Annotated in this window: 27 protein-coding genes; 13 read left to right on the top strand and 14 right to left on the bottom strand. The window is 38.9% G+C overall.

The window, feature by feature from the left end:
* Window positions 1-262 precede the first annotated feature (262 nt).
* The 6 genes from GO621_RS17405 to GO621_RS17380 all read left to right on the top strand — a co-directional run bounded on the left by GO621_RS17405 (window position 263) and on the right by GO621_RS17380 (window position 6274).
* Window positions 263-1171 (top strand): outer membrane protein assembly factor BamD, encoded by a 909-nt coding sequence (locus tag GO621_RS17405; RefSeq protein ID WP_157569414.1) that lies wholly within the window; start codon window positions 263-265, stop codon window positions 1169-1171.
* Window positions 1172-1176: 5 nt separating this feature from the next.
* The gene (locus tag GO621_RS17400; protein WP_157569412.1) at window positions 1177-1500 is read left to right on the top strand and encodes a DNA-directed RNA polymerase subunit omega; all 324 of its coding nucleotides are present in this window, start codon (window positions 1177-1179) and stop codon (window positions 1498-1500) included.
* Between the two features lie 77 nt (window positions 1501-1577).
* A complete protein-coding gene (gene coaBC, locus GO621_RS17395; RefSeq protein WP_157569411.1) occupies window positions 1578-2774 on the top strand; it encodes a bifunctional phosphopantothenoylcysteine decarboxylase/phosphopantothenate--cysteine ligase CoaBC in 1197 nt (398 codons plus the stop codon).
* 1 nt (window position 2775) lies between these two features.
* Entirely contained in the window at window positions 2776-3672 is an 897-nt protein-coding gene (gene porD, locus GO621_RS17390) for a type IX secretion system protein PorD (protein WP_157569409.1), read from the top strand.
* 55 nt (window positions 3673-3727) lie between these two features.
* Window positions 3728-5389, top strand: coding sequence for a DNA repair protein RecN (gene recN / locus GO621_RS17385; RefSeq protein WP_157569407.1), 1662 nt, complete (start codon window positions 3728-3730; stop codon window positions 5387-5389).
* 69 nt (window positions 5390-5458) lie between these two features.
* Window positions 5459-6274, top strand: coding sequence for an enoyl-ACP reductase FabI (locus tag GO621_RS17380; RefSeq protein ID WP_157569405.1), 816 nt, complete (start codon window positions 5459-5461; stop codon window positions 6272-6274).
* 88 nt (window positions 6275-6362) lie between these two features.
* Here the strand turns inward: GO621_RS17380 and GO621_RS17375 are convergent, their stop codons facing one another.
* Window positions 6363-8903: an ATP-dependent Clp protease ATP-binding subunit gene (locus GO621_RS17375; RefSeq protein WP_157569403.1), complete on the bottom strand. Its 2541-nt coding sequence runs from the start codon at window positions 8901-8903 to the stop codon at window positions 6363-6365.
* A 192-nt stretch (window positions 8904-9095) separates the two neighbouring features.
* Between GO621_RS17375 and ettA the strand changes: the two genes are divergently transcribed.
* From ettA to GO621_RS17350, 5 genes are all read left to right on the top strand, one after another.
* Window positions 9096-10778, top strand: coding sequence for an energy-dependent translational throttle protein EttA (gene ettA / locus GO621_RS17370; protein ID WP_157569401.1), 1683 nt, complete (start codon window positions 9096-9098; stop codon window positions 10776-10778).
* Window positions 10779-10838: 60 nt separating this feature from the next.
* Complete coding sequence (locus GO621_RS17365) at window positions 10839-11054, top strand: hypothetical protein (RefSeq protein ID WP_157569399.1); 216 nt, start codon at window positions 10839-10841, stop codon at window positions 11052-11054.
* Window positions 11054-11308: a type II toxin-antitoxin system RelE family toxin gene (locus GO621_RS17360; protein WP_157569397.1), complete on the top strand. Its 255-nt coding sequence runs from the start codon at window positions 11054-11056 to the stop codon at window positions 11306-11308. Before GO621_RS17365 ends, GO621_RS17360 begins: the two co-directional genes overlap by 1 nt.
* 185 nt (window positions 11309-11493) lie before the next feature.
* Window positions 11494-11967, top strand: coding sequence for a ribonuclease H-like YkuK family protein (locus GO621_RS17355; RefSeq protein WP_157569395.1), 474 nt, complete (start codon window positions 11494-11496; stop codon window positions 11965-11967).
* A 42-nt stretch (window positions 11968-12009) separates the two neighbouring features.
* Entirely contained in the window at window positions 12010-12483 is a 474-nt protein-coding gene (locus GO621_RS17350) for an SRPBCC family protein (protein ID WP_317163469.1), read from the top strand.
* Window positions 12484-12589: 106 nt separating this feature from the next.
* Here the strand turns inward: GO621_RS17350 and GO621_RS17345 are convergent, their stop codons facing one another.
* From GO621_RS17345 to GO621_RS17295, 11 genes are all read right to left on the bottom strand, one after another.
* Window positions 12590-13564, bottom strand: a complete 975-nt coding sequence (locus GO621_RS17345) for a TIGR01212 family radical SAM protein (RefSeq protein ID WP_157569391.1) — start codon at window positions 13562-13564, stop codon at window positions 12590-12592.
* A gap of 76 nt (window positions 13565-13640) precedes the next feature.
* Complete coding sequence (locus tag GO621_RS17340) at window positions 13641-14621, bottom strand: acyl-ACP desaturase (RefSeq protein WP_157569389.1); 981 nt, start codon at window positions 14619-14621, stop codon at window positions 13641-13643.
* 131 nt (window positions 14622-14752) lie between these two features.
* Complete coding sequence (locus GO621_RS17335; RefSeq protein WP_157569387.1) at window positions 14753-14968, bottom strand: cysteine-rich CWC family protein; 216 nt, start codon at window positions 14966-14968, stop codon at window positions 14753-14755.
* A gap of 174 nt (window positions 14969-15142) precedes the next feature.
* Window positions 15143-17521: a ribonucleoside-diphosphate reductase subunit alpha gene (locus GO621_RS17330; RefSeq protein ID WP_157569385.1), complete on the bottom strand. Its 2379-nt coding sequence runs from the start codon at window positions 17519-17521 to the stop codon at window positions 15143-15145.
* Between the two features lie 123 nt (window positions 17522-17644).
* Complete coding sequence (locus tag GO621_RS17325) at window positions 17645-18625, bottom strand: ribonucleoside-diphosphate reductase small subunit (protein ID WP_157569383.1); 981 nt, start codon at window positions 18623-18625, stop codon at window positions 17645-17647.
* Window positions 18626-18887: 262 nt separating this feature from the next.
* Window positions 18888-19259 (bottom strand): methionine-R-sulfoxide reductase, encoded by a 372-nt coding sequence (locus GO621_RS17320; protein ID WP_157569381.1) that lies wholly within the window; start codon window positions 19257-19259, stop codon window positions 18888-18890.
* 107 nt (window positions 19260-19366) lie between these two features.
* Entirely contained in the window at window positions 19367-19738 is a 372-nt protein-coding gene (locus tag GO621_RS17315; protein ID WP_198170301.1) for a type II toxin-antitoxin system VapC family toxin, read from the bottom strand.
* A complete protein-coding gene (locus GO621_RS17310; protein ID WP_157569379.1) occupies window positions 19732-19947 on the bottom strand; it encodes a hypothetical protein in 216 nt (71 codons plus the stop codon). Before GO621_RS17310 ends, GO621_RS17315 begins: the two co-directional genes overlap by 7 nt.
* Before the next feature lie 102 nt (window positions 19948-20049).
* Window positions 20050-20928 (bottom strand): succinate--CoA ligase subunit alpha, encoded by an 879-nt coding sequence (gene sucD / locus GO621_RS17305; RefSeq protein WP_157569377.1) that lies wholly within the window; start codon window positions 20926-20928, stop codon window positions 20050-20052.
* An 88-nt stretch (window positions 20929-21016) separates the two neighbouring features.
* Window positions 21017-21205 carry a hypothetical protein gene (locus GO621_RS17300; RefSeq protein WP_157569375.1) on the bottom strand — a complete coding sequence of 63 codons (189 nt, stop codon included), beginning with the start codon at window positions 21203-21205 and terminating at the stop codon, window positions 21017-21019.
* 107 nt (window positions 21206-21312) lie between these two features.
* Window positions 21313-21594, bottom strand: a complete 282-nt coding sequence (locus tag GO621_RS17295; RefSeq protein WP_157569373.1) for a TIGR03643 family protein — start codon at window positions 21592-21594, stop codon at window positions 21313-21315.
* 86 nt (window positions 21595-21680) lie between these two features.
* Between GO621_RS17295 and GO621_RS17290 the strand changes: the two genes are divergently transcribed.
* Both GO621_RS17290 and GO621_RS17285 read left to right on the top strand, forming a co-directional pair.
* Complete coding sequence (locus GO621_RS17290) at window positions 21681-21884, top strand: hypothetical protein (protein ID WP_157569371.1); 204 nt, start codon at window positions 21681-21683, stop codon at window positions 21882-21884.
* Complete coding sequence (locus GO621_RS17285) at window positions 21881-22330, top strand: PIN domain-containing protein (protein ID WP_157569369.1); 450 nt, start codon at window positions 21881-21883, stop codon at window positions 22328-22330. The genes GO621_RS17290 and GO621_RS17285 overlap by 4 nt, the downstream gene beginning before the upstream one ends.
* Before the next feature lie 47 nt (window positions 22331-22377).
* On the opposite strand, the gene GO621_RS17280 is transcribed toward GO621_RS17285, so the two are convergent.
* Window positions 22378-24153: an ABC transporter ATP-binding protein gene (locus GO621_RS17280; protein WP_157569367.1), complete on the bottom strand. Its 1776-nt coding sequence runs from the start codon at window positions 24151-24153 to the stop codon at window positions 22378-22380.
* 49 nt (window positions 24154-24202) lie between these two features.
* The gene (gene truA, locus GO621_RS17275) at window positions 24203-25042 is read right to left on the bottom strand and encodes a tRNA pseudouridine(38-40) synthase TruA (protein WP_317163467.1); all 840 of its coding nucleotides are present in this window, start codon (window positions 25040-25042) and stop codon (window positions 24203-24205) included.
* Window positions 25043-25131: the final 89 nt, after the last annotated feature.

The following is a 25131-nucleotide window of genomic DNA, read 5'->3' as shown; positions in this document are numbered from 1 at the left end:
AGAGGAAATGCTTCTTTTATCATGCAAAAATTTGTCCTCCTATAAGGTCGGTTGTACATATAGTATAAGCACAAATTTTATTGGCATAAAAGAAGCATCAGTAATTTAAACAGATGTAAAGCAGGCACACTAACTATATATAATATAAAGAAAAGCCTTCTATCCGTTAATAAATGTTAATTATTTGATTGGTGTTTCAATACCTTGTAACATTGCTTATAAATACATTGATTGATCTATAATATTAACTTATATTTGCAGAATGTTTAAAAAGCGTTGTACGGTTTCTATATTAACCTTACTATTTATATTAAGTATCGGTTTGTTTAGCTGTAAGAGCAAGTTTGAGAAGCTTAAAGCAAGCAATGATTACTCCAAAAAATACCAGGAAGGTATTAAATACTATAATAAGAAAGATTATTCGCGTGCTTTAGCCTTGTTTGATGACCTGGTACAACGTTACCGTGGCCGCTCTGAAGCTGAGGATTTGTTTTATTACTATGCCTTCGCAAATTATAAACTGAGGGATTACACTTCTGCAGGTTATCATTTTAAAAATTTTGCAGATACTTATCCTAACAGTGCACGGGCAGAAGAATGCCGCTATATGGCAGCATATTGTTCTTACCTCGAATCGCCTAATTCAACTTTAGATCAAACCAATACTTTGCAATCTATCGATAAGTTACAATTGTTTATCAACTTATATCCAAAAAGCAGCCGTGTAGCTGAGGCAAGCAAATTGATACAAAACCTGCGCGATCGTTTAGAAACAAAATCGTACGATAATGCTAAGTTATATTTAACTATTGGTGATTATAAATCAGCCGTGATTGCTTTTAAAAACTCGATGCGCGATTTCCCTGATACTAAATACTCCGAAGAAATGGAGTTTTTAACGATACAAGCCCAATATCTATATGCTAAAAACAGCTTGGAAACCAAACAGGAAGAACGTTACCAGGAAGCGATAAACGCATACAGCGAGTTTAAAGAAAAATATCCGTCAAGCCAGTATTTAAAACAAGCAGACGCCCTTAGCCACCAATGTGAAGCGGGCATTCAAAATGTTAAAAAATATTTAGCTAATATTGATAACGAGCAGAAAGCTTACAAAAAACAACTGGAACAGGAAAAAAGCCGACAACAAACAGATATTAAAACCCCATAAATACAATGAGTAACAACAAACCCGTTTTAGCAAGCAGCACGGTTACCCGTGATTTGCGCGATCTGGATAAGACAACAGATAATATATACGAATCGATTGTGGTAATGTCTAAAAGGGCAAACCAGATCTCTAACAACATTAAAGAAGAACTTAGCCAGAAGCTATCCGAGTTTACTTCTTCTAATGATAATTTAGAAGAAGTTTTTGAAAACCGGGAGCAGATTGAGATCAGCAAGCATTACGAAAAAATGCCAAAACCTTCTTTGATTGCTGTTCAGGAATTCCTGGAAGGTAAAATTTACTATCGGAACCCAACAAAAGAAGAATAATCAGTAATAAACTCCTGCTAAAGCCCTCCTTACTAAAAGGCGGGCTTTTTTTATAGGCAAAAAAGCTATTTTTGAACATGCTGAAGGGTAAAAAAATTTTGCTGGGTGTTTGCGGAAGTATTGCCAGCTATAAATCGGCTTCTTTAATCCGGTTATTGGTAGAAGCCGGTGCAACCGTACAAGTGGTAATGACGCAGGAAGCAACTCAATTTATCACACCTTTAACACTTTCTACCCTTTCTAAACGTCCGGCCTTATTTCAATATTACAAAACCGAAACGGGCGAATGGAACAACCACGTGCAATTAGGTTTATGGGCAGATTTGATGCTGATTGCACCTGTTTCTGCAAATACTTTAGCTAAAATGGCCGCTGGCTTATGCGATAATTTATTAACGGCTACTTACCTTTCTGCAAAATGTCCGGTTTATTTTGCTCCTGCGATGGATTTGGATATGTGGAAACATCCATCAACCCAGAACAACGTTCAAAAACTGCTGGAGTATAAAAACATATTGATAAAACCAGCTTACGGCGAACTGGCAAGCGGTTTAGTTGGCGAAGGCCGAATGGCAGAACCGAAAGATATTGTAGCTTTTTTAACGCAGTCGCTTAGTCAAATGCTTCTTTTAGCAGGTAAAAAAGTGCTGGTTACAGCAGGTCCAACTTACGAAGCGATTGATCCTGTTCGTTATATCGGCAATCATTCTTCCGGGAAAATGGGATTTAAGTTAGCAGACGAGCTGGCGAATTTAGGCGCAGAGGTTACTTTAATTTCCGGTCCTTCTCAGCAGGAAACGGAAAACAAAAGCATTACGCGCATTAATATTACTTCTGCCGAAGAAATGCTGGAACAATGTTTAACTTATTTTCCGGATGTACGTATTTGTGTGATGAATGCGGCCGTTGCTGATTTTACACCAAAAACTGTTTCAGATCAGAAAATAAAAAAACAAGATGTTAGTTTGACTATCGAACTGAAACCAACGGTAGATATTTTGCAAACTTTAGGTGCACAAAAGAAGCATAATCAAATTTTAGTTGGATTTGCGCTGGAAACAAACGATGGCGAACAATATGCTTTGGATAAACTACAGCGAAAAAACCTGGATCTGATCGTTTTAAACTCGCTGGCTGATGCTGGCGCCGGATTTAAAACGGATACAAACAAAGTAACGATGATAGATAAACAGCTACGAAAAACAGAAACCGGACTGAAAAGTAAAACAGAAGTTGCTGCCGATATCTGCCAAAAAATTATTGAACTTTTATAAAATGAAATTAAAGGCTTTACTCTTTTTACTGTTTTTTTCCTCGGCATTTGCCCAGGCTCAGGATTTGAATGCACGTGTACAGGTGCTTTCACCTAAAATCCAAACCACTAACAGAAGGATTTTTACGGCTTTGGAAACTGCTATTAAAGATTTTTTAAACGGCAGAAAATGGAGTGCAGACCAAATTGCGCCTGCCGAAAGAATTGATTGTAATTTTGTGATTAACATTACGCAATGGGATGGGGCAAGTGCATTAAGCGCCGAAGTGCAGGTTCAATCCAGCAGGCCGATTTTTGGCTCTAATTACAATTCTACGTTGTTAAATATCAACGATAAAGATTTTGATTTTAACTATACAGAAGGACAGGTGATGGATTTTAACGATCAGCTTTTTCAAAGTAACCTGAGTTCGTTTTTTGCTTTTTATGCTTACATTATTGTGGGTTTGGATTACGATTCGTTTTCTAAACGCGGCGGTTCCCCTTATTTTGAACATGCACAAAGCATTGTTAATGCGGCACAAACTTCTGCTTATAAAGGCTGGAAAGCTTTTGACAGCAACCACAACCGTTACTGGCTGGCAGAAAATTTAAGCAACAACGCTTACAATAACTTGCGCGATTTTAGTTACACTTATCACCGTTTAGGCTTGGATGTGATGGCTTCAAATGCAGATCAGGGCTTAAAAGCGATCACTGCTGCGCTTCCTTCTATTGCAGATATTGACCGGCAACGAACCGGCGCTTTTTTACCTCAGGTTTTTTTTACAGCAAAAAGTGATGAACTGCTCCAGGTTTTAAGTAAAGCTACACCGCAGGAAAGAGAGCAGGCTTACCAAACTTTAAGCACGGTAGATCCTGCAAACGGAACCAAATATCAGGCATTACAAAAAAACTAATTTTTTTAGCCTGAGTTAAGCTGAAACCGTAATTTTGTTTTCTTAATTTAGATTTATGCTGAGTAGGTTAACGATTAATAATTATGCACTTATTGATAATCTGGATATCGAATTTGATGCCGGTTTAAACATCATAACCGGCGAAACCGGCGCTGGTAAATCTATTATTTTAGGTGCGCTTTCGCTTATTTTAGGCCAGCGTACCGAAAGTAAGTACTTTTTTAATCAGCAAAAAAAGTGTGTGATCGAAGGTTTTTTCAGGATTGAAGGTTTTCATCTGAAAAAATATTTTGAGGAGAACGATCTGGATTATGAAGCAGAAACCGTTTTGCGCCGAGAAATTAGTGCCGATGGAAAATCCCGTGCTTTTGTAAACGATACGCCTGTTAACCTTATGTCTTTAAAACAGCTTGGCGAAAAACTCATCGACATTCATTCGCAGCATGCAACAGCAGAAATTAACGATCCTGGTTTTCAATTGCTGGTTGTTGATTCGATTACCAATCATCCCGAATTATTAGAAAAATACCGCAATGCTTTTTTTACCTATAAAAAATCATCAACTCAGTTACAGCAATTAATTGAGGAAAGTGAAAAGGCAAAAAGCGAGGAAGATTATTTACAGTTTCAGTTTGATGAACTTGAAAAAGCCAATTTGGTTGAAGATGAACAGGAACAATTAGAGCAGGAATTATATGCTTTAAACAATGCAGAAGAAATTAAGCGCAACTTATTAAGCGTTAATTATTTGTTGCAGGAAAGTGATCTGGCCGCCTTGAACCAGTTTAAAGAATCTTTACAATTATTAACGGCATTAGAAAAATACAATCCGAAAGCCGGAGAACTTAGTCAGCGTTTAAGCAGCATCAACATCGAACTAAAAGATATTGTTGCCGAAGTGGAAGATATGGAGCAGGCAACACAAGTTGATGAAGCACGAAGTGAAAAAATAAGTGATCGGTTAAACTTGATTTTTAGCCTGCAAAAGAAGCATCGGGTAACCAGTAATGCAGAATTACTGCGGATTCAGGAAGATTTATCCAGCCGGTTAAACCAAATCCAATCTGGCGATGATGCCATAGAAAACCTGCAAAATCAACTTGAAAAGCAGAAGGCTGAACTACAAAAAATGGCCGTTCAACTTTCAGCAAACCGGCAAAAAGCAATCCCGGAAATTGAAAAACAAATTTTAAAAACGCTGTCTGAGGTAGATATGAACCAGGCAGTTTTAAAAATTGAAAATAAAATAGTGGTAAAAGAAGCATTTGATAAAAACGGAATTGATCATATCCGCTTTTTGTTCTCTGCAAATAAAGGACATCAACCTGCTGAAATGAGTAAAGTAGCTTCAGGCGGAGAACTTTCGCGCGTAATGTTAAGTATTAAATCGCTTATTTCCCGTTACACCGCTTTGCCAACTATTATTTTTGATGAGATTGATACCGGCGTTTCCGGTGAAGTGGCCAATAAAGTTGGTTTGGTGATGGAGCAATTATCGCAGTTTTTACAAGTAGTAACCATAACACATCTTCCTCAAATTGCAAGCAAAGGCAATTCCCATTTCTTAGTTTATAAAAATGATACTGGAAAAGTTCCTTCCACCAAAATAAAAAAACTGACGGAAGAAGAACGTGTGCTGGAAATTGCAAAAATGTTAAGCGGCAGCAAACCTGGCGAAAGTGCTTTGCAAAATGCGAGAGAGTTGTTGAATAGTTAATATGGAAATTAAATCTACTTTAAACTTACCGATAAATAATTCTATTTTTAGGCGCTAAACAAAATCAAAATGGCTTATAATTTATTAAAAGGTAAAAAAGGCATTATTTTCGGTGCTTTAGATGAAAAATCAATCGCCTGGAAAACTGCATTACGTTGTGTGGAAGAAGGTGCACAAATTGTGCTAACCAATGCGCCGATTGCTTTGCGGATGGGCGAAATTAATAAACTGGCGGAAGCATGTGATGCGCCGGTAATTCCTGCTGATGTTACGGTTACTGCGGATATAGAAAACCTTTTTGAAGGCACTAAAGAACATTTTGGCGGAGGTGTTGATTTTATCCTGCATTCTATTGGAATGAGTTTGAATGTTCGTAAAAACATTCCTTATACAAATTCTAATTATGATTTCATGCATAAAACTTTGGATATCTCGGCCATGTCTTTACACCGTATTCTACAAGTTGCCATGAAACAGGATATGATTAACGAATGGGGTTCTGTTGTGGCTTTAACTTATATTGCTGCCCAGCGTATTTTTCCGGGTTATGATGAAATGGCCGATACTAAAGCAATGCTGGAAAGTATTGCCCGTAATTTTGGTTACCAATATGGTGTCAAAAAACATGTCCGTATCAATACCATCAGCCAGTCTCCTACCCGTACCACTGCTGGCGGCGGTATCAAAGGGTTTAATGGTTTTATTGATTTTGCTGAAAAAATGTCGCCGCTGGGTAATGCAGATGCAGACCAATGTGCAAATTATACAGTAACCTTATTTTCTGATTTAACCAAGATGGTGACTATGCAAAACTTATTTCACGACGGCGGATTTTCTAATGTGGGTGTTACACAACCAGTGATTGACCAAATGGAGAAACAGTAATGCTTCTTTTACCACCTAAAAATTGATGACATAAAAAAAGTCCCGGCAGCAAAACTACCGGGACTTTCTATTATTATATTATTTACGCTTATTCGCCTGTTTGTTCTTCTTCAGGTGTTTTGTTGCCCTCTGCAGCTTTTGCATTGATGGTAATTTGTTTTGTTTCAGTATCATAATCAACTTCCATCAAAGTACCTTCTGAGAGTTCACCTTTCAGAATTTCTTCTGCGATCGGATCTTCCAGGTATTTCTGAATAGCTCTTTTTAACGGCCTTGCACCAAATTGAGAATCATAACCTTTGTCGGCAATAAATTCTTTAGCTGCAAGTGTTAATTTCACATTATAACCTAAGCTATGAACACGGTCAAACAAAGCACTTAATTCAATATCGATAATTTTAAAGATTTCTTCTTTACCTAAAGAATTAAACACAATAACATCATCAATACGGTTTAAAAACTCTGGTGCAAAAGCGCGTTTTAAAGCGTTTTCTATCACACCTCTGGAATGTGCATCAGCCTGATCAACCTTAGCAGCAGTTGTAAAACCTACTCCCTGGCCAAAATCCTTTAACTGGCGGGCGCCAATGTTAGAAGTCATGATGACAATTGTATTCCGAAAATCTACTTTACGGCCTAAAGAATCGGTTAACTGTCCTTCATCCAATACTTGCAATAAGATATTAAAAACGTCCGGATGTGCTTTTTCAATCTCGTCCAGCAATACTACACAGTAAGGTTTACGGCGTACTTTTTCAGTTAATTGTCCGCCTTCTTCGTAACCCACATATCCCGGAGGCGCCCCAACTAAACGTGAAACCGCAAATTTCTCCATGTACTCACTCATGTCGATCTGGATCAAAGAATCTTCCGTATCAAACATAAAGCGTGCAAGTTCTTTTGCTAATTCTGTTTTACCAACACCTGTCGGGCCTAAGAAAATAAATGATCCTATTGGTTTTTTAGGATCTTTCAATCCCGCACGTGTACGTTGGATAGCTTTGGTTAATTTCTTGATTGCATCGTTCTGACCAATAATTTTATCACTGATCTTATCAGACATGTTCAGCAATTTCTGACTATCAGCCTGTCCAACACGTTGAACCGGAATGCCAGTCATCATAGAAACTACTTCGGCAACATTATCTTCCGTTACCGTGTAACGTTTAACTTTTGTTTCTGCTTCCCATGATGTTTTAGCCTGTTCCAGTTCTTCCAGCAAATGCTTTTCTGTATCACGCAGTTTTGCAGCTTCTTCGTATTTCTGACTGCGAACTACTTTGTTTTTCTCAAGCTTAATTTGCTCAATTTTTTGTTCGATGTCCAGAATATTCTGAGGAACGTGAATGTTAGTTAAGTGAACACGGGAACCGGATTCATCCAAAGCATCAATTGCTTTGTCTGGTAAAAAACGGTCTGTAATATAACGGGAAGTTAAAGAAACGCAAGCCAAAATTGCTTCATCTGTATAAGTCACACCATGATGCTCTTCGTATTTATCCTTAATCCGGTTTAAAATTTCTATCGTTTCATCAGGCGTAGCCGGTTCAACCATTACTTTCTGGAAACGACGGTCTAAAGCGCCATCTTTTTCAATGTACTGACGGTATTCATCTAAAGTTGTAGCACCAATACATTGGATTTCTCCACGGGCTAAAGCTGGTTTGAACATATTGGAAGCATCCAGAGAACCGGAAGCGCCGCCAGCACCAACAATGGTATGAATTTCATCAATAAATAAAATTACATCGGGAGATTTTTCCAGCTCGTTCATCACGGCTTTCATGCGCTCCTCAAACTGCCCGCGGTATTTTGTTCCGGCCACCAAGGAAGCCAGGTCTAAAGTAACGACGCGTTTGTTAAACAGTACGCGTGATACTTTCCGCTGTACAATCCGTAAGGCTAAACCTTCTGCAATGGCAGATTTACCAACGCCTGGTTCGCCAATTAATATTGGGTTGTTCTTTTTCCGACGGGATAAAATCTGTGATACACGCTCTATCTCTTTCTCCCGGCCTACAATTGGGTCCAACTTTCCATCTTCGGCTGCTTTGGTTAAATCACGGCCAAAATTATCTAAAACCGGTGTTTTTGATTTAATGTCTGACACTTTTTTTGGTTGACTAAATGATTCTTCATCCCTAAAATCATCATCGCCTCCTGTTGATGATCCTGGCAACTCATCGGTAACATCGTGTTTGCCTGTTTCAACTTCAGCTTTAAACACTTCATAATTTACATTAAACTGTGCTAAAATCTGAGAAGCAATGTTGTCCTCGTCCCTTAAAATTGATAATAAAAGATGCTCTGTTCCTATCAGGTCACTTTTAAATATCTTGGCTTCCAAATAAGTGATTTTTAACACTTTCTCTGCCTGTTTGGTTAGTGGAATGCTGCCAATGTTTACCGTTGTACCAGTAGTTCCTTTAACAGCATCTTCTACTGCACGCCTTAAACGCGCAGTATCCACTTGTAATCCTTTTAATAATTTTATCGCAACGCCATCACCATCACGAATTAATCCCAGTAACAAGTGTTCTGTTCCTATATAATCATGCCCGAGACGCAATGCCTCCTCTCTGCTATATGAAATAACATCTTTTACACGGGGCGAAAATTTTGCTTCCATAATATATCTTTCAAATAAAGGAAAGTACTAATCTATTAATAAGTTTATTATATACGAAGATTTTGCACTTTCTGGTATAAATTTATCAACAATTACGCCATTAAATAACATTCGTTATAACATTAATCGAATATAACCTTTTTTACTGCTTTGTGACTAATTTAGCATTGTAAAAAAATTAAAGCAGTAATAATGGCAGACGAAAAAATTATATTTTCTATGGCGGGCGTAAATAAAATTTATCCGCCTCAAAAACAGGTCCTTAAAAATATTTATCTAAGCTTCTTTTACGGGGCAAAAATTGGTGTAATTGGGTTAAATGGTTCCGGAAAGTCATCAGTACTGAAAATTATTGCCGGTTTAGATAAGGCATATCAAGGCGATGTGGTGTTTTCTCCGGGTTATACCGTTGGCTATTTAGCCCAGGAACCGGAATTAGACCCAACAAAAACAGTAAAAGAAGTTGTAGAAGAAGGAGTTGCAGCTACAACAGCCATTTTGAAAGAGTATGAGGAGATCAATGAAAAATTTGGTTTGCCCGAAGTTTACGAGGATGCTGATGCCATGGACAAACTACTGGCCCGGCAGGGAGAATTGCAGGATAAAATTGATGCCACAAATGCCTGGGAATTGGATACCAAATTAGAGCGCGCCATGGATGCTTTGCGTTGCCCGGAACCGGAAGCAAAGATTGCCACATTGTCAGGAGGAGAACGCCGAAGAGTAGCATTATGCCGTTTATTACTGCAGGAACCGGATGTTTTATTATTGGATGAACCAACAAACCATTTAGATGCCGAATCTATTGATTGGCTGGAGCAGCACTTAAAACAGTACAAAGGAACTGTAATTGCGGTAACGCACGACCGTTATTTCTTAGATAATGTTGCCGGATGGATCCTGGAACTGGATCGCGGGGAAGGAATTCCATGGAAAGGGAATTATTCTTCCTGGTTGGACCAGAAAGCAAAACGTTTGGCACAGGAAGAAAAAACCGAAAGCAAACGCCAGAAAACTTTGGAGCGCGAACTGGAATGGGTACGGATGGGACCAAAAGGCCGACATGCCAAAGGCAAAGCGCGGATTGCCAATTATGATAAACTGGCATCCGAAGAAACCAAAGAGCGAGAGGAAAAACTGGAACTGTTTATTCCGCCGGGCCCGCGTTTAGGAAATGTGGTGATTGAAGCAACCAACGTAACCAAAGCTTTTGGCAATAAAGTTTTGTTTGAAAACCTGAGCTTTTCGCTTCCTCCTGCAGGAATTGTTGGCATTATTGGCCCGAACGGCGCCGGTAAAACTACGTTGTTCCGTTTAATTACCGGTCAGGACGAAGCTGATGCCGGAACTTTTCGTGTTGGCGAAACGGTTGCTTTAGGTTATGTTGACCAGATGCATGATGATCTCGACCCAAATAAATCTGTTTGGGAAAACGTTACAGACGGACAGGAAACTGTTCTTTTAGGCAATCGCCCGGTTAATTCCCGTGCTTATGTTTCCAAGTTTAATTTTAACGGCGGCGATCAGCAGAAAAAAGTAGGCGTACTTTCTGGTGGCGAGCGCAACCGTGTTCACTTAGCTATCACATTAAAAAAGGGAAGCAATGTTTTGCTGCTGGATGAACCAACTAATGATATTGACGTAAATACTTTACGTGCATTGGAAGAAGCGCTGGAAAACTTTGCTGGCTGTGCCGTGATCATTTCCCACGACCGTTGGTTTTTAGACCGCGTTTGTACGCATATTCTCGCTTTTGAAGGTAATTCACAAGTTTACTTTTTTGAAGGAAATTATTCTGATTATGAAGAAAACCGTAAAAAACGTTTGGGTGATGTAGCACCAAAAAGGATTCGGTATAAGAAGTTGGTAGGATAGGTTGATGCTTCTTTTATCGGGTAAAAATACGAACTTCATTTCATCCTAATTAAAAAGATAATGCTTACAATAAATCCACAATATTTAAAAGATGAAAATGGCGAAAGGTCATTAGTTGTGCTTTCTGCAAAAGAATTTGATGCGATTATGGAAGAGCTTGAAGATTTAGAGGATATACGCCTTTACGATGAAGCTAAAAAAAATGATACCGGCGAAAGGATACCGATGGAAGAAGCTTTTAAATTGATCGAAGCCGAACGTAAAGCTAATGGTTGATGGCTTATACATTAAATTTTAGCAGGCAAGCTTTTAAAGAACTTTCAAGAATTCAGGAGCCATTTTATTCTAATATTAAACAAGCCATTTCCAACTTAACAGAAAATCCTCGTCCGCAAGGGTATAAAAAGTTAAAAGGCAGAACTGGTTATAGGATTAGAGTAGGAAACTATCGAATTATTTACGATATTTTTGATGCAGAACTTGTTATTGATATTATCACTATCGGGCATAGAAAAGATGTTTATGAATAATTACTGATTAAGCTAATGCTTCTTTTATCGGTAAAAAGCTCAGGAGGTTCTCTCCTGAGCTTTTTTGTTAACAACATCTCTTTTGTTAACAATTTAATTACTTTAAAATCATTGCTTTATGAATTAATAAAACCTAAATTCGTTAAACCTCATTCAGGGTTGCATATCTAAAAACTAAAACGATTATGACCTGGAGAAAATTTAGTGGAGAAATCCTCGAACTGCCCATCTTAGAAGAAGTAGAAAAAACCATTGAACGCGAAACTGAATTAGGTAATAAACTAAAAGTTTGTATCGGCACAGATTCTCAGGTTAAAGGTAATGTTACCGATTTTGCTACCGTGATTGTTTTTTTGCGCGAGCAGCGCGGCGGCTTTATGTACATTCACCAGGAACGTACTTCGCAAAAAATGGGCATTAAAGAAAGGATGCTAAACGAAGTACAAAAATCTATCGATATAGCTTACCAACTTTGTGATCTGCTGGATTTGTATGATGTGGACCTGGAAGTTCATGCTGATATTAACACTAACCCGATGTTTAAATCTAACCAGGCTTTGCATGAAGCCATGGGTTATATTTTGAGTATGGGTTTTGTTTTTAAAGCCAAACCTGAAGCTTTTGCCAGTTCGTATTGCGCCAATAAAATGGTGCAGTAAAAACAGCATAAACACTTTGCACAGTTTACGGTTGATTTGTTTGTGAAAACATATCATTTAGAATTTGAGCAAAATTTGCCCATTCCTTTAGCTGAAGCATGGGATTTTTTTTCATCTCCGCTTAATTTGGCTACGATTACGCCAAAAGAAATGAAATTTAAGGTAACATCTAATTATACCAAGGATACAAAAATGTATGCTGGCATGATCATTACGTATCATGTTTCGCCGGTTTTTGGTATCAAAATGAACTGGATGACGGAAATTACACATGTAAAAGAGCATGATTATTTTGTAGATAACCAGGTTTTCGGTCCCTATGCTTTATGGCATCACCAGCATCATTTTATAGAAATTCCTGGAGGCGTAAAAATGCACGATATTTTAGATTATGCTATTCCTTATTCTGTTTTGGGAAGAATAGCCAACAAAGTTTTAGTTGGCAAAGAGGTTAAAAAGATTTTTTCTTATCGCACCAAAGCTATTGATGAGCTTTTTGGAAAATATAAAGGTTAGGAGGTTGATGGCTAATTGTTGATGGTTCATGGAGAATATGAAGTTTACGACAACTTGCTTCAACATTTATACCCATAAAAGAAGCATTGTAAAAAGTTTAGGAAAGCTAAAGGCTGATTGCTGAAAACTCGTATTCGCTTCCCTGAACAATTTCTCGTTGCTGGATCGTTTTATCAATATAAAATTGTATTTCTGATTTTTTCAGGTTCCAGTTTGGTGCGATTAATAAATCCCAATCCGATAATCCAAATAAACGTTGGATTACAATGTCCGGGCGAACGAGCGGCAAAAGTTCGCAAAGAAAATCAGTATAATCCTCCAAACTAAATAAAGGAAAAGGTTCGCGTTTGTATTTTACGCCCATAATTGAACCTTCTACAATGTGCAAATGATGGAATTTAACGAAGGTAATTTGTGGAAAACGGTTAATCTCATCAGCATATTTCAGCATCATTTCTTTAGTTTCCCATGGGAAACCAAAAATGGTATGCACACAAATATCTAACTTGGAATTTTTAACCAATTCAAGGGCTTTAATTAATTCTTCATGAGAACAACCTCTATTAATTTTGGCAAGCGTATCGTTATAAATAGATTCCATGCCCATTTCCAAATCCACATCAAAACGGTCTGTGTAACTTTCTAATAAAGCTACTTTTTCTGCATCGATACAATCCGGTCGTGTTCCTACTGATAAACCAACAATATTTTCAGGATCAATACTTAAAGCCTCGTCATACATCATTTTCAGATAATGTGTAGGCGCATAAGTGTTGGTATTAGGCTGAAAATAAATGATGAATTTATCAGCACGGTTTCCGGTACGGGCACGTTCCATTCCTTTAATTACCTGTTCGCGAACAGAAGGCGTAGAACGGGAAACGGAAGGCGTAAAAGAATCTACATTGCAATACGTACAACCACCAAAACCTTTTGTGCCATCGCGGTTTGGGCAGGTAAAACCGCCATCAACAATTACTTTAAAAACCCGCTGGCCATTGTATTTTTTTCGGAGCCAGGCACCGTAATTGTTATATGTTCTTAAACCCGAATTAAAAGCAAGTTCTGCCGTACTACTCATGATTTGGCAAAGATACCAATTTAAAAAGCGGATTTGATGTCATAATAAAAGCCTCTTAAAAGAAGCTTTTATTTGTTTATCCGTTTATCCAGCTAAACTTGTATTCCAGTCCCGGGTTTTTCATCCGTTCTGCAATGCGTAACAAACGGTCTGGTAATTTCAGCAGATAATCGCGTGCTTTTTCGCCGGCTTCGTTTAAATCCTTCTGGCTTTCTATTTGCCAATCAACAATTAATTGCTTTAAAATATCAACATAATCAACCGCTGTATAAATACCTAAACGCTGTGCAGCGTCGGTAAAATGGCCGTAAGTCTGACCCATCATTAATCCCATTTCCCGTAAAAAATGTGCTGGCATCACAATTTTTTTACGCATCATATCTTCAAAAGCAATCATGGCTTCGCTTGCATCTACTTCAAATATCTTTCCGATAAAATGAATATAAGCTTTTGCATGGCGTGCCTCATCAGAAGCAATTACACCGCACATTTTAGAAAGCAAAGTATCACCGTCTTTTTTAGCCTGACTTGCTACGCGGCGATGGGAAATATTGGTAGCTAATTCCTGAAAAGAAGTGTAAATAAAGTTACGGTAAGGATCGTGGCCGGTACCAATATCAAAACCATCCGCAATTAAATATTGCGTAGATATTTCCATCATCCGCATATTTACACGGCCGGAAAGATAAAGGTATTTATTCAGTAAATCGCCGTGGCGGTTCTCTTCTGCCGTCCATTGGCGGGTCCATTTCATCCAACCGCTTTCTTCGCTGTGCGAAACACCCTGGACCATTGCTAACCATGATTCGTAAGTTGGCAGCGCTTCTTCAGTAATGGTATCACCAATTAATACAGCAACTAAATCGTATGATAAGCCTTCTGCACTTTGCTGCAGTTCTTTTATCTCATTAAAAAAGGTATCTCTTGAAGAATCAGGGAGCAGGTCACTCGGTTGCCAGATCTGATCTATCGGCTTTAAATACTCGTCCATTTTCTCCAGCATATATTTTTCGATATGCCGCATTACCTCTCTTCGTTTTTCTTCAAAAAATCTCATTTCGCTACTGCTGCTTTAAGGTTCAAAATTAGGCAATTATTGGGAAGTTTATGTTAGTTTGATCACAAAAAAAAGTGAGCAAAGACATTTTAAAAATACATTTAAATAACGCCGTTGTTTTACCCGACACGTTATTTATAAGCAACCGTAGCTAAATTTCCCTGATATTCCTGCTGCAATATGCTCAAACAACCGGCACAAAGACAAGCTTCGTACTGGTCGCCAATATATTCCAATTCATTTAAAGTTAGCTGCACTTCGCTGCATTGGCACTTGGTAAATGAATTGGCTTTACATTCAATTCTTGCACCACAGCGATCACAACCAATAATTTCGTGTTTAACCATTCCTAATTCTAAAACAGGTTAAAATAGGGATTATTATTTTATGCCGATAAAAGAAGCATCAATATGACTTGCCATAAACAACAAACGTTTCCCGGTTACGAGAAACGTTTGTGTTGGCCATTATTTTTAGTTGATAAAAGAAGCATGCTTCTTTTATCAACTAAAAATGTTTGTTTATGCAGAACAAGTTACACAACCTTCTTCCATTGAGCAGGAAGCACCCGCCGGAATTTCTTCTGCCGGATGATTAATCTGTTCCGGAATTACGGCTTCCATATTTTTTCCGCCCTGGTTTTCTACCGTAAACTTAACCGCTTGTGATGCGGCTTGCGTACGCAGATAATACATACCGGTTTTTAAACCTTTTTTCCAGGCATAAAAATGCATGGAAGTTAATTTGGAAGCATTCGGCTGATTAACAAACAGGTTTAAAGATTGCGACTGGCAGATATATGCGCCACGATCTGCAGCCATATCAATAATGGTACGCATCTTGATTTCCCAAACAGTTTTGTACAAATCTTTTATATCAGCAGGAATTTCAGGAATATCCTGGATAGAACCATTTGCAGTGATGATCTTATTTTTCATCGTGCTGTTCCACAATCCAAGAGCAACCAGATCGTGCAGCAGGAACTTATTTACCACAACAAATTCTCCGCTTAAAACACGGCGTGTATAAATGTTGGACGTATATGGTTCAAAGCATTCATTATTTCCCAAAATCTGAGACGTTGAAGCAGTTGGCATCGGTGCAACCAACAACGAATTACGAACGCCATGTTTTACAACTTCTGCACGTAATTCTTCCCAATTCCAACGGCCGCTATCCGGTTTTACATTCCATAAATCAAACTGAAATTTTCCTTTTGATAAGGGCGATCCCTGGAAAGTTTCGTAAGCACCTTCTGTAATAGCCAGATCTTTTGAAGCCATCATGGCTGCATAATAAATCGTTTCAAAGATTTCTTTATTCAGTTTCTGTGCTTCTGCACTTTCGAACGGTAAACGAAGCTTAATAAAGGCATCCGCCAAACCCTGAACACCTAAACCAACCGGACGATGGCGCAGGTTTGAGTTTTGTGCTTCTTTTACCGGGTAATAATTTTGGTCGATGATTCTATTTAAGTTGATTGTAACCTGATACGTTACTTCATACAATTTCTCGTGATCAAACTGACCGTTAATTACATAACGAGGCAAAGCCAACGAGGCCAGGTTACAAACCGCAACTTCATCAGCAGCAGTATATTCTATAATTTCTGTACAAAGGTTAGAACTTTTAATCGTTCCTAAATTTTGCTGGTTTGATTTTGTGTTTGCTGCATCCTTATATAACAAGTAAGGCGTTCCGGTTTCTACCTGTGCATCTAAAATAGCAAACCATAATTCCTGTGCTTTAATGGTTTTGCGGGCACGGCCTTCGCTTTCGTAACGTTCGTACAAAGCTTCAAATTCTGCTCCGTGGCATTCGTGCAAACCTGGTGCTTCGTGCGGGCAAAATAAGCTCCAATTTCCGTCGGCTTCTACCCTTTTCATAAATAAATCGCAAACCCAAAGCGCGTAAAACAAATCACGGGCGCGCATTTCTTCTTTACCATGGTTTTTGCGGAGATCCAGGAAATCAAAAATATCGGCATGCCAAGGTTCTAAATAGATAGCGAAAGCACCTTTACGCTTGCCGCCGCCCTGATCTACATAACGTGCGGTATCATTAAAAACTTTCAGCATTGGAATAATTCCGTTGCTTGTTCCGTTTGTTCCGCTAATGTACGAACCTGTTGCACGAACATTATGAATGCTCAACCCAATTCCGCCCGCGCTTTGAGAAATTTTAGCGGTTTGTTTTAACGTATCGTAAATACCTTCAATGCTGTCATCCTGCATGGTTAACAAAAAGCATGAAGACATTTGCGCTTTTGGTGTTCCGGCATTAAACAAAGTTGGCGTGGCATGCGTAAACCAGCGCTCGCTCATTAAATGATAGGTTTTGATAGCGCTTTCTACATCCTGTTTATGGATGCCAACAGCAACGCGCATAAATAAATGCTGCGGCCGTTCTGCAATCTGACCATCGATTTTTAATAAATATGATTTTTCAAGCGTTTTAAAACCAAAATAGTCAAAGCCGAAATCACGGTCGTAAATAATGGTGCTGTCTAATAATTCTGCATTTTGTTCGATCACTTCCCAAACATCATCAGCAATTAAAGAAGCGTTTTTACCAGTTTTCCGATCGATGTATTGATGCAGTTTCTGCATCGTATCCGAAAAAGATTTACGGGTATTTTTATGCAGATTGGAAACCGCGATACGCGATGCCAGCAAAGCATAATCCGGATGTTTGGTGGTTAAAGATGCTGCTGTTTCTGCCGCTAAATTATCTAATTCTGAGGTAGTTACACCATCGTATAAACCTTCAATTACCTTTTTCGCAACATCCACCGGATCAACCAAAGCAGGATTTAAGCCGTAACAAAGCTTTTCTATCCGTGCTGTTATTTTATCGAATTTTACAGATTCTGTTTTGCCGTCTCTTTTTATTACAAACATTGTTTTTTAGTATTGAGTAGTACGTATCAGGTATCAAGACCCAACCATACTGTTTTTATCGCCTATTTTTTATGTTGAAGCAAGTGATCTTGATACTAAATACTTGCTACTTGTTACTTTCATCTAAAAATCTTCATCCATGGAGAATGCCTGACTTTTAGCTTCCACGTTCAGCACGCCACTTTTTTGGTAATCGCCAACACGTTTTTCAAAAAAGTTTGTTTTTCCCTGCAGCGAAATCATCTCCATAAAATCAAAAGGATTGGTGGCGAAATATAATTTATCATAACCTAATTCTACCAGCCAGCGGTCGGCCACAAATTCGATGTATTGCCCCATCAAATCAGCATTCATTCCGATTAATCTTACCGGAAGCGCATCGGTTACAAATTCTTTTTCAATGGTAACCGCATCAGCAATAATTTCCGTTACTTCTTCTTTGGAAAGTTTGTTGTTCAACATGCTGTACAACAAACAGGCAAACTCGCAATGCAAACCTTCATCACGCGAAATCAATTCGTTGCTAAATGTTAAACCAGGCATTAAACCACGTTTTTTTAACCAGAAAATAGAGCAGAAACTACCGGAAAAGAAAATACCTTCTACCGCTGCAAAAGCAACCAAACGCTGTGCAAAATTACCGTTGTTGATCCATTTTAAGGCCCATTCTGCTTTTTTCTTTACACATGGAACCGTATCAATGGCATGGAACAAACGGTCTTTTTCAGTCGGGTTTTTAATGTACGAATCGATCAGCAGCGCATAAGTTTCAGAATGAATATTTTCCATCATAATTTGGAAGCCATAAAAACAGCGTGCTTCCGGAACCTGAACTTCGCTCATAAAGTTAACAGCAAGGTTTTCGTTTACAATACCATCGCTGGCCGCAAAAAAAGCAAGCACGTGGGAAATGAAATGGCGCTCACCATCACTCAAACCTTCCCAATACTTCTGATCGTCGGACAGGTCTATTTCCTCGGCCGTCCAGAAGCTGGCTTCGTGCTTTTTGTACATCTCCCAGATGGCGGGATAATTGATCGGCAGAATAACAAAACGGTCCTTGTTCTCCCGCAGCAATACTTCATCTTCCTGATTTGCAATCATTTTTTAATTTTTTTGGTGATCGAATATTTATTAGCCGCGAAAAAAAGCCCTTCCTACTGGAATGGCTTTTTTTCAGATTTTAATTTTTGATAGATTTTATTAACAGGCAGTTGTTCAACATGCCTCTTTCTACGATAATTAGTATCGCTTTGATACAAATATAGCCTTCAAAGAATGTCTTTTTGAGACTAAGTTTTGAACACTTTAAAAGTTATTAACATTCTAAGCGACTCGATTTAACGAGTCAGAAAAAAAAATTTTATTACGCTGATGTCGAAGCAGGAATAAACTTCATAGAAATAGAATTTACACAATGACGGGTGTTTTTAGGCGTAAACCTTTCGCCGGTAAAAACATGGCCTAAATGCGCACCACAAGTATTGCAAACTATTTCTACCCTTCTGCCATCACGATCTGGCACGCGTTTTACTGCTCCGGGAATTTCATCATCAAAACTTGGCCAGCCGCAGTGCGATTCAAATTTGGTATCTGAAGTATAAAGCGGCGTATTGCATTGACGACAAACATAAGTTCCGGCATCTTTTAAATTAGTATATTCTCCTGTAAATGGCCTTTCGGTTCCTTTATGCAGGATAACGTATTCTTCTTCTGGTGTTAATTTATTGTATTCCATTTTGGTTTTGGGTTTGTTAATAAGTTAACGCTAATTTTTGATTTTGAGTTTGAAGCATAAGTGGTGTTGACTTTATGCTGATAAAAGAAGCATCAGGCTTTAACAAATTATATAACTTCCAATCCCACAATTCTCACAAAAAGTTTCTTATTTAAAGTAGCGATAGGCAAATTATTTACAAGACAAGTAGCCGCAATAAAAATATCACGAAACTCAATCTGTTGATTGCTTTGTTTAAGCTGATGGTAAATTTGTGCTGCTTTAATTGCTACGGAACCTGTAAAAGAAAGAATAGAAAGACCTTCAATTATCCTTTCAATATCTTTTACTTTATCTGGAGTTGTTGCACCCATATAAAGTTCATACAAAGAAACAGAAGAAATGAAAAGATTATTGCTATTGATAAGTTGGTAAAGTGTTGTAGCTGATTTGTCTTTCGCACGCAAATGTTGCACAAAAATGCTTGTATCAACTACCACTGCTGCGGTTTCAAACTTTCAAGAGCATTTTTACTCTCCTCGAAAAACTTTACATCTTCCTCATTCCACACAGAAACATCAAGGAGTTTTTGTTTGTAAGAAGCGCCATCGAAAACATTTTCCTCCTGAATAGTTACACCTAACTCTTTTAGTAGTTGTTTTACCAAAATACTTTTCTCTTCCGGAACATTAATAATTAGCTTTTCCATAAGACTAATTTACAACATTTCAATTTAAGTTGAGATGAAACAAAAAATCCCGGCCAAAGCCAGGATGTATTATATCATAAAAATCAATTTTACGCTTTCAATTTACGCCAGCTTCGCCAGTTCCTCAGCCATAGCAGCACCAATTTCCGCTGGGGATTCTACCACACGAATACCGCATTCAGTCATAATTTTCATTTTTGCTGCAGCAGTATCATCCGCTCCGCCAACAATTGCCCCGGCGTGGCCCATACGGCGTCCGGCTGGCGCAGTTTGTCCGGCTATGAAACCAACAACCGGTTTTGTTCCGTTATCCCTGATCCAACGGGCAGCTTCTGCTTCCATTCCGCCACCAATTTCACCAATCATGATGATACCATGAGTTTCCGGATCGTTCATTAATAATTCAACCGCTTCTTTAGTCGGTGTACCGATAATCGGATCGCCGCCAATACCAATGGCAGTAGTGATACCTAAACCAGCTTTTACAACCTGATCTACCGCTTCGTAAGTTAAAGTTCCGGATTTAGAAACCACACCAACATTACCTTTTTTAAAGATAAAGCCCGGCATAATACCAATCTTCGCTTCATCAGCAGTGATAATTCCCGGACAATTCGGACCGATTAAACGGCAATCACGATCAGAAATATATTCTTTCACCTGGATCATATCCTTCGTCGGGATACCTTCCGTAATACACACAATCACTTTAATCCTGGCCTCGGCAGCTTCCATAATCGCATCCGCAGCAAAAGCTGGCGGCACAAAAATGATCGAAACATCGGCACCGGTTTGGTCAACTGCATCTTTTACGGTATTAAAAACGGGACGGTCTAAATGAGATTGCCCGCCTTTGCCCGGCGTAACGCCACCCACAACCTGGGTTCCGTATTCAATCATTTGAGATGCATGGTAAGTACCTTCATTGCCGGTAAAACCCTGGACAATAACTTTGGAATCTTTATTTACGAGAACGCTCATGGTTATTTTCTTTATTAAAGGCAAAGCTAATTTTTTTTGGCAAAAGCTGATAATCGTATTCATCTTTTATCATGCTTCTTTTATCGGGTTAAATTCTCCGTTTCCCAATCCGGTCTTCCCGACTTTCTAATCGGTCTTCCTGACTTCCCTGCTCCCCGCTCCTTTTTAAATGCTCAGGGCGTGTCCCTTCGGGCCGGGCTTTGCAGGGCTGCGCTGCGCTCCGGTGCTGCGCACTAAACCCTTCCAATCCCTCACGCGGCAAAGCGCCTACCTGCAACCGTCCATCAGCCTAAAAAAACAGGGGTAAAAGAAGCATTGCACAATCGCTTTTAAATACTTCGCTTCATCGTAAAAACAGTATGTATAACTGCTTTTGCAATGCTATTATCTTTTGCTGATTTTATTGGCAGTAATTTGCCTTTGCCGGTCGCATTTAAAACGACCGATGGTTTCATTCCGCAGCAACAAATGTTTGGTGCTCCGGCCTTGCACCCGTTTTCGCCAGCGTTTAAAACTTTGTGGTTTTAATTCGCGGCGCATCAATTCAATAACTTCTGGTTCTTTAAGTTTAAACTGAAAATCGATAGCTTCAAAAGGCGTACGGTCTTCCCAGGCCATTTCAATAATGCGGTCGGTCTCTGGGTTAAATGTTTTGTTTAGTTGCATAGAGGACAAACATTAGCTCTGCACAAAAAGTTCCGCTATTTATTGTTACCACAAAAATTGATTATCTTCGGATATATAATTTAATCATGGTAGTTGAAAGAACAGAAAATGAAATTATTGTGCGGCTATCACCTGCTGTTAAAGAAGAAGATTTACAAGACTTTTTGAACTACGCCCGGTATAAAGAGTTGACAGCAAATGTACAAGTTGAGCAAGATGAGATTGATAAATTAGCATCTGAAATAAACAAAAATTGGTGGGCGGAAAACCGGAATAAACTCATCAAGTGAAAATAATTGTTGATACCAACATTGTTTTTAGTGCTTTATTAAACTCTGGTAGCAGGATAGGTAAACTGCTTTTATCAAGTGAGAAAGACTTACAGCTTTTTAGCTGTAGTTTTTTAAAAATAGAATTAGAAAAGCATCGCGATAAATTAGTAAAACTAAGTAAACTTTCCTCTTTACAACTATCAGAACTGGAAGAAATCCTAACAAATAAAATCACCTTTATTGATGAGCGTTTACTTCCCTCCCAATTATTACTGCAAACCGAAGAACTTTTAACATCTATTGATCCAAAAGATACGCCATTTGTTGCTTTAGCAATTTATTTAAAAGCAAAAATTTGGACAGGCGATTTAAAATTGTATCGTGGATTAAAGGCAAAAAACTTTGATGACGTTTTAACTTCTGTAGAAGTGTCGCAAATTATTGATAATTTAGAAAGGCATTAATGCTTCTTTTATCAGCTAATTTTCAATGTTATAAAGATACCTTTTTCTCAACCAACCTTTGCAATCCCCGTAGAGTTAAACTGCAACTCATACAACCGCTTATAATATCCATTCAGCTTCAGCAATTCCTGGTGATTGCCCATTTCCTTGATCTCGCCATGATCCAAAACAATAATTTTATCCGCATTTTGAATGGTGGATAAACGGTGTGCAATTACGATAGAAGTACGGCCTTTCATCAGTTTAAATATCGCCTGTTGAATTAACTCTTCGGTTTCTGTATCGATGGAAGCCGTGGCTTCATCCAAAACCAAAATCTTCGGATCATAAACCAAAGCGCGGATAAAAGAAATTAACTGGGCCTGGCCGGCAGAAAGTGTAGAACCGCGTTCCATCACTTCGTAATCGTAACCTCCGGGCAAACGCATAATAAAATCATGCGCGCCTACTTCTTTTGCGGCATTAATTATTTTTTCGCGGCTAATTTCCGGATTATTTAAGCTGATATTATTGGCGATGGTATCCGAAAACAAAAACACATCCTGGATAACCGTTGCAATTTGAGAACGCAGAAAGCCCAGTTCATAATCCTGGATATTTACGCCATCAACCTTAACCGTTCCTTTGCTGATCTCGTAAAAACGGTTTAAAATATTAATGGTAGATGATTTTCCTGCTCCGGTTGCACCAACTAAAGCCAGTGTTTCTCCAGGTTTAATGTGGAATGATACATCTTTTAGCACATAATTTCCCTCGTTATAAGCAAACCAGATGTGGTCAAAATCAATTGCGCCGCGGATGTTGGCCGGAGCAAGCGTGCCATTGTTAATGGTTTTTTCATCCGTATCCAAAACCTTAAAAATACGGTCTGCTCCAACCATACCCATTTGTAAAGTATTAAACTTATCTGCCAGCTCACGGATCGGCCGGAAAACCATATTAATATACAGGATAAAAGCAGTAATGGTTCCGGGAGAAACATGCAAAGGGTCCTTCAAAATCCGGGTAGAACCGTACCAAACGAGCAAACCGATAGACATGGCCGAGATAATTTCTACAACCGGAAAAAAAATGGAATAATACCAGTTAGAGCGGATGTTGGCATCGCGGTATTTCTGGTTTACGGCTACAAATTTCCGCATTTCCTGATCTTCCCGGGCGAAGTAATGGATCACGCTCATGCCTGAAATATGCTCCTGCAAAAAAGTATTTAAGTGAGAAACCTGCGTGCGCACTTCCTGAAAAGATGTTTTTATCGCTTCCTTAAACCAATATGTTGCCAACATCAGCAAAGGCATCGGGATCAAAGTGATCAAGGTTAGCCGCCAATCGGTGTAAAGCATAATGCCAATTAAGGCGATCAGTTGCAGCATATCGCCGATAATCGAAATCAATCCCTCCGAAAAAATATCGGCAATGGTTTCCAGGTCAGAAACAGAACGGGTAATCAATACACCAATTGGCGTATGGTCAAAGTATTTTAAACGTAATTGGGTGATGTGGTTAAAAACGTTTGTCCGCAGATCGAGGATTACCGACTGGCCAAGCGCATTGGTTAAATAAGTTTGAAAATATTGCACAAACGACTGGATAATTAATAATCCAAGCGTAAGCAGGGTCATCTTTAGCAAACCATCAAAATCTGCGTTCAGGATATATTTATCCAAAGTGATCTGGATGAAATAGGGCCGGATGGGTGATAAACCTGCCATTAAAACGGTAAGCAATGCCGCCCAGATAAACTGCCTGCGATATGGCTTTACATATTCCAGCACCCTGCTTAGTAGTTTGATGTCAAGTGCTTTCCCGGTTACTGCCGCCATGTTGTGAGTTGTAAGTTGTAAGTTAAAATTGTCCTTTTCTGCGATTGTTTTAAGTTGAAGTAATATACGGATAAACTACTTTAGTTAAATATAAACCACAGGCTGGGACAGAAACGCCGGCATTGCTTCTGTTCTTGCTTTCGATGATCTTTCTTACCGCTTCGGGTTCCATTTCTTTTCGGCCTACAGCAATTAAAGTTCCAACAATGGCGCGCACCATATTGCGCAAAAAACGATCGGCAGAAATATGAAAAATCAGGCCGTCCTCTTTTGGCTGCCAGCATGCTTCTTTTATCACACAAAAATTTGTTTTTACCTGCGTGTTGCTTTTGCTGAAACAACTGAAATCGCGGTATTTTTTGATGATATTTGCTGCCTGGTTCATCAGTTCCAGATCAGGAAAATCCCGCAGTTGCCAGCTATAATTCTGCTTAAAAGGATCTTTGCCGAAATGAATATGATATTCGTAAGCACGCAGCGTAGCATCAAAACGCGCATGTGCATCCGCAGCAACAGGAATAATGTTTTTAACGGCAATATCTTTTGGCAGAAGAGCGTTGAGGGAGGTTTTTAGACGATGGCTGATAGTTGAGGGTTCAGGGTTTACCGCTCCACGTTCTCCGCTCCCCGTTCCCCGCTCATCTCCCGCACCTCGCGCCTCAAACCCCGCACCTTCTCCCCCTATATCAAAATGCGCAAACAACTGCCTGGCATGCACACCAGTATCGGTTCTGCCGCAGCCAACCGTTTCAATTGGTTGCCGGAGCAAAACCCCTAAAGCTTTGTTAAAAACTTCCTGCACACTTACTGCATTCTGCTGGATCTGCCAGCCGTGATATTTTGTGCCATCAAAAGCAAGTTCTGCAAAGTACCTTTGTTTTTCGTCCACCACAGCAAAGGTAAGAAAAGCTGAAAAGCATTATCTGCAGAAAATTATTTTGCAAACTATCTTATCTTTGATGCTTCTTTTAGCACAAT

Source organism: Mucilaginibacter arboris (genome assembly GCF_009754915.1).
Lineage (GTDB): Bacteria > Bacteroidota > Bacteroidia > Sphingobacteriales > Sphingobacteriaceae > Mucilaginibacter_A > Mucilaginibacter_A arboris.
The sequence above is the reverse complement of the archived record's forward strand: the minus strand, read 5'-3'. Positions and strand labels throughout refer to the sequence as shown.

Excerpts from the sequence above, each read along its gene's own strand:
- GO621_RS17405 (WP_157569414.1), top strand. The coding sequence starts at position 263 with ATGTTTAAAAAGCGTTGTACGGTTTCTATATTAACCTTACTATTTATA.
- GO621_RS17400 (WP_157569412.1), top strand. The coding sequence starts at position 1,177 with ATGAGTAACAACAAACCCGTTTTAGCAAGCAGCACGGTTACCCGTGAT.
- coaBC (WP_157569411.1), top strand. The coding sequence starts at position 1,578 with ATGCTGAAGGGTAAAAAAATTTTGCTGGGTGTTTGCGGAAGTATTGCC.
- porD (WP_157569409.1), top strand. The coding sequence starts at position 2,776 with ATGAAATTAAAGGCTTTACTCTTTTTACTGTTTTTTTCCTCGGCATTT.
- recN (WP_157569407.1), top strand. The coding sequence starts at position 3,728 with ATGCTGAGTAGGTTAACGATTAATAATTATGCACTTATTGATAATCTG.
- GO621_RS17380 (WP_157569405.1), top strand. The coding sequence starts at position 5,459 with ATGGCTTATAATTTATTAAAAGGTAAAAAAGGCATTATTTTCGGTGCT.
- GO621_RS17375 (WP_157569403.1), bottom strand. The coding sequence starts at position 8,903 with ATGGAAGCAAAATTTTCGCCCCGTGTAAAAGATGTTATTTCATATAGC.
- ettA (WP_157569401.1), top strand. The coding sequence starts at position 9,096 with ATGGCAGACGAAAAAATTATATTTTCTATGGCGGGCGTAAATAAAATT.
- GO621_RS17365 (WP_157569399.1), top strand. The coding sequence starts at position 10,839 with ATGCTTACAATAAATCCACAATATTTAAAAGATGAAAATGGCGAAAGG.
- GO621_RS17360 (WP_157569397.1), top strand. The coding sequence starts at position 11,054 with ATGGCTTATACATTAAATTTTAGCAGGCAAGCTTTTAAAGAACTTTCA.
- GO621_RS17355 (WP_157569395.1), top strand. The coding sequence starts at position 11,494 with ATGACCTGGAGAAAATTTAGTGGAGAAATCCTCGAACTGCCCATCTTA.
- GO621_RS17345 (WP_157569391.1), bottom strand. The coding sequence starts at position 13,564 with ATGAGTAGTACGGCAGAACTTGCTTTTAATTCGGGTTTAAGAACATAT.
- GO621_RS17340 (WP_157569389.1), bottom strand. The coding sequence starts at position 14,621 with ATGAGATTTTTTGAAGAAAAACGAAGAGAGGTAATGCGGCATATCGAA.
- GO621_RS17335 (WP_157569387.1), bottom strand. The coding sequence starts at position 14,968 with ATGGTTAAACACGAAATTATTGGTTGTGATCGCTGTGGTGCAAGAATT.
- GO621_RS17330 (WP_157569385.1), bottom strand. The coding sequence starts at position 17,521 with ATGTTTGTAATAAAAAGAGACGGCAAAACAGAATCTGTAAAATTCGAT.
- GO621_RS17325 (WP_157569383.1), bottom strand. The coding sequence starts at position 18,625 with ATGATTGCAAATCAGGAAGATGAAGTATTGCTGCGGGAGAACAAGGAC.
- GO621_RS17320 (WP_157569381.1), bottom strand. The coding sequence starts at position 19,259 with ATGGAATACAATAAATTAACACCAGAAGAAGAATACGTTATCCTGCAT.
- GO621_RS17310 (WP_157569379.1), bottom strand. The coding sequence starts at position 19,947 with ATGGAAAAGCTAATTATTAATGTTCCGGAAGAGAAAAGTATTTTGGTA.
- sucD (WP_157569377.1), bottom strand. The coding sequence starts at position 20,928 with ATGAGCGTTCTCGTAAATAAAGATTCCAAAGTTATTGTCCAGGGTTTT.
- GO621_RS17295 (WP_157569373.1), bottom strand. The coding sequence starts at position 21,594 with ATGCAACTAAACAAAACATTTAACCCAGAGACCGACCGCATTATTGAA.
- GO621_RS17290 (WP_157569371.1), top strand. The coding sequence starts at position 21,681 with ATGGTAGTTGAAAGAACAGAAAATGAAATTATTGTGCGGCTATCACCT.
- GO621_RS17280 (WP_157569367.1), bottom strand. The coding sequence starts at position 24,153 with ATGGCGGCAGTAACCGGGAAAGCACTTGACATCAAACTACTAAGCAGG.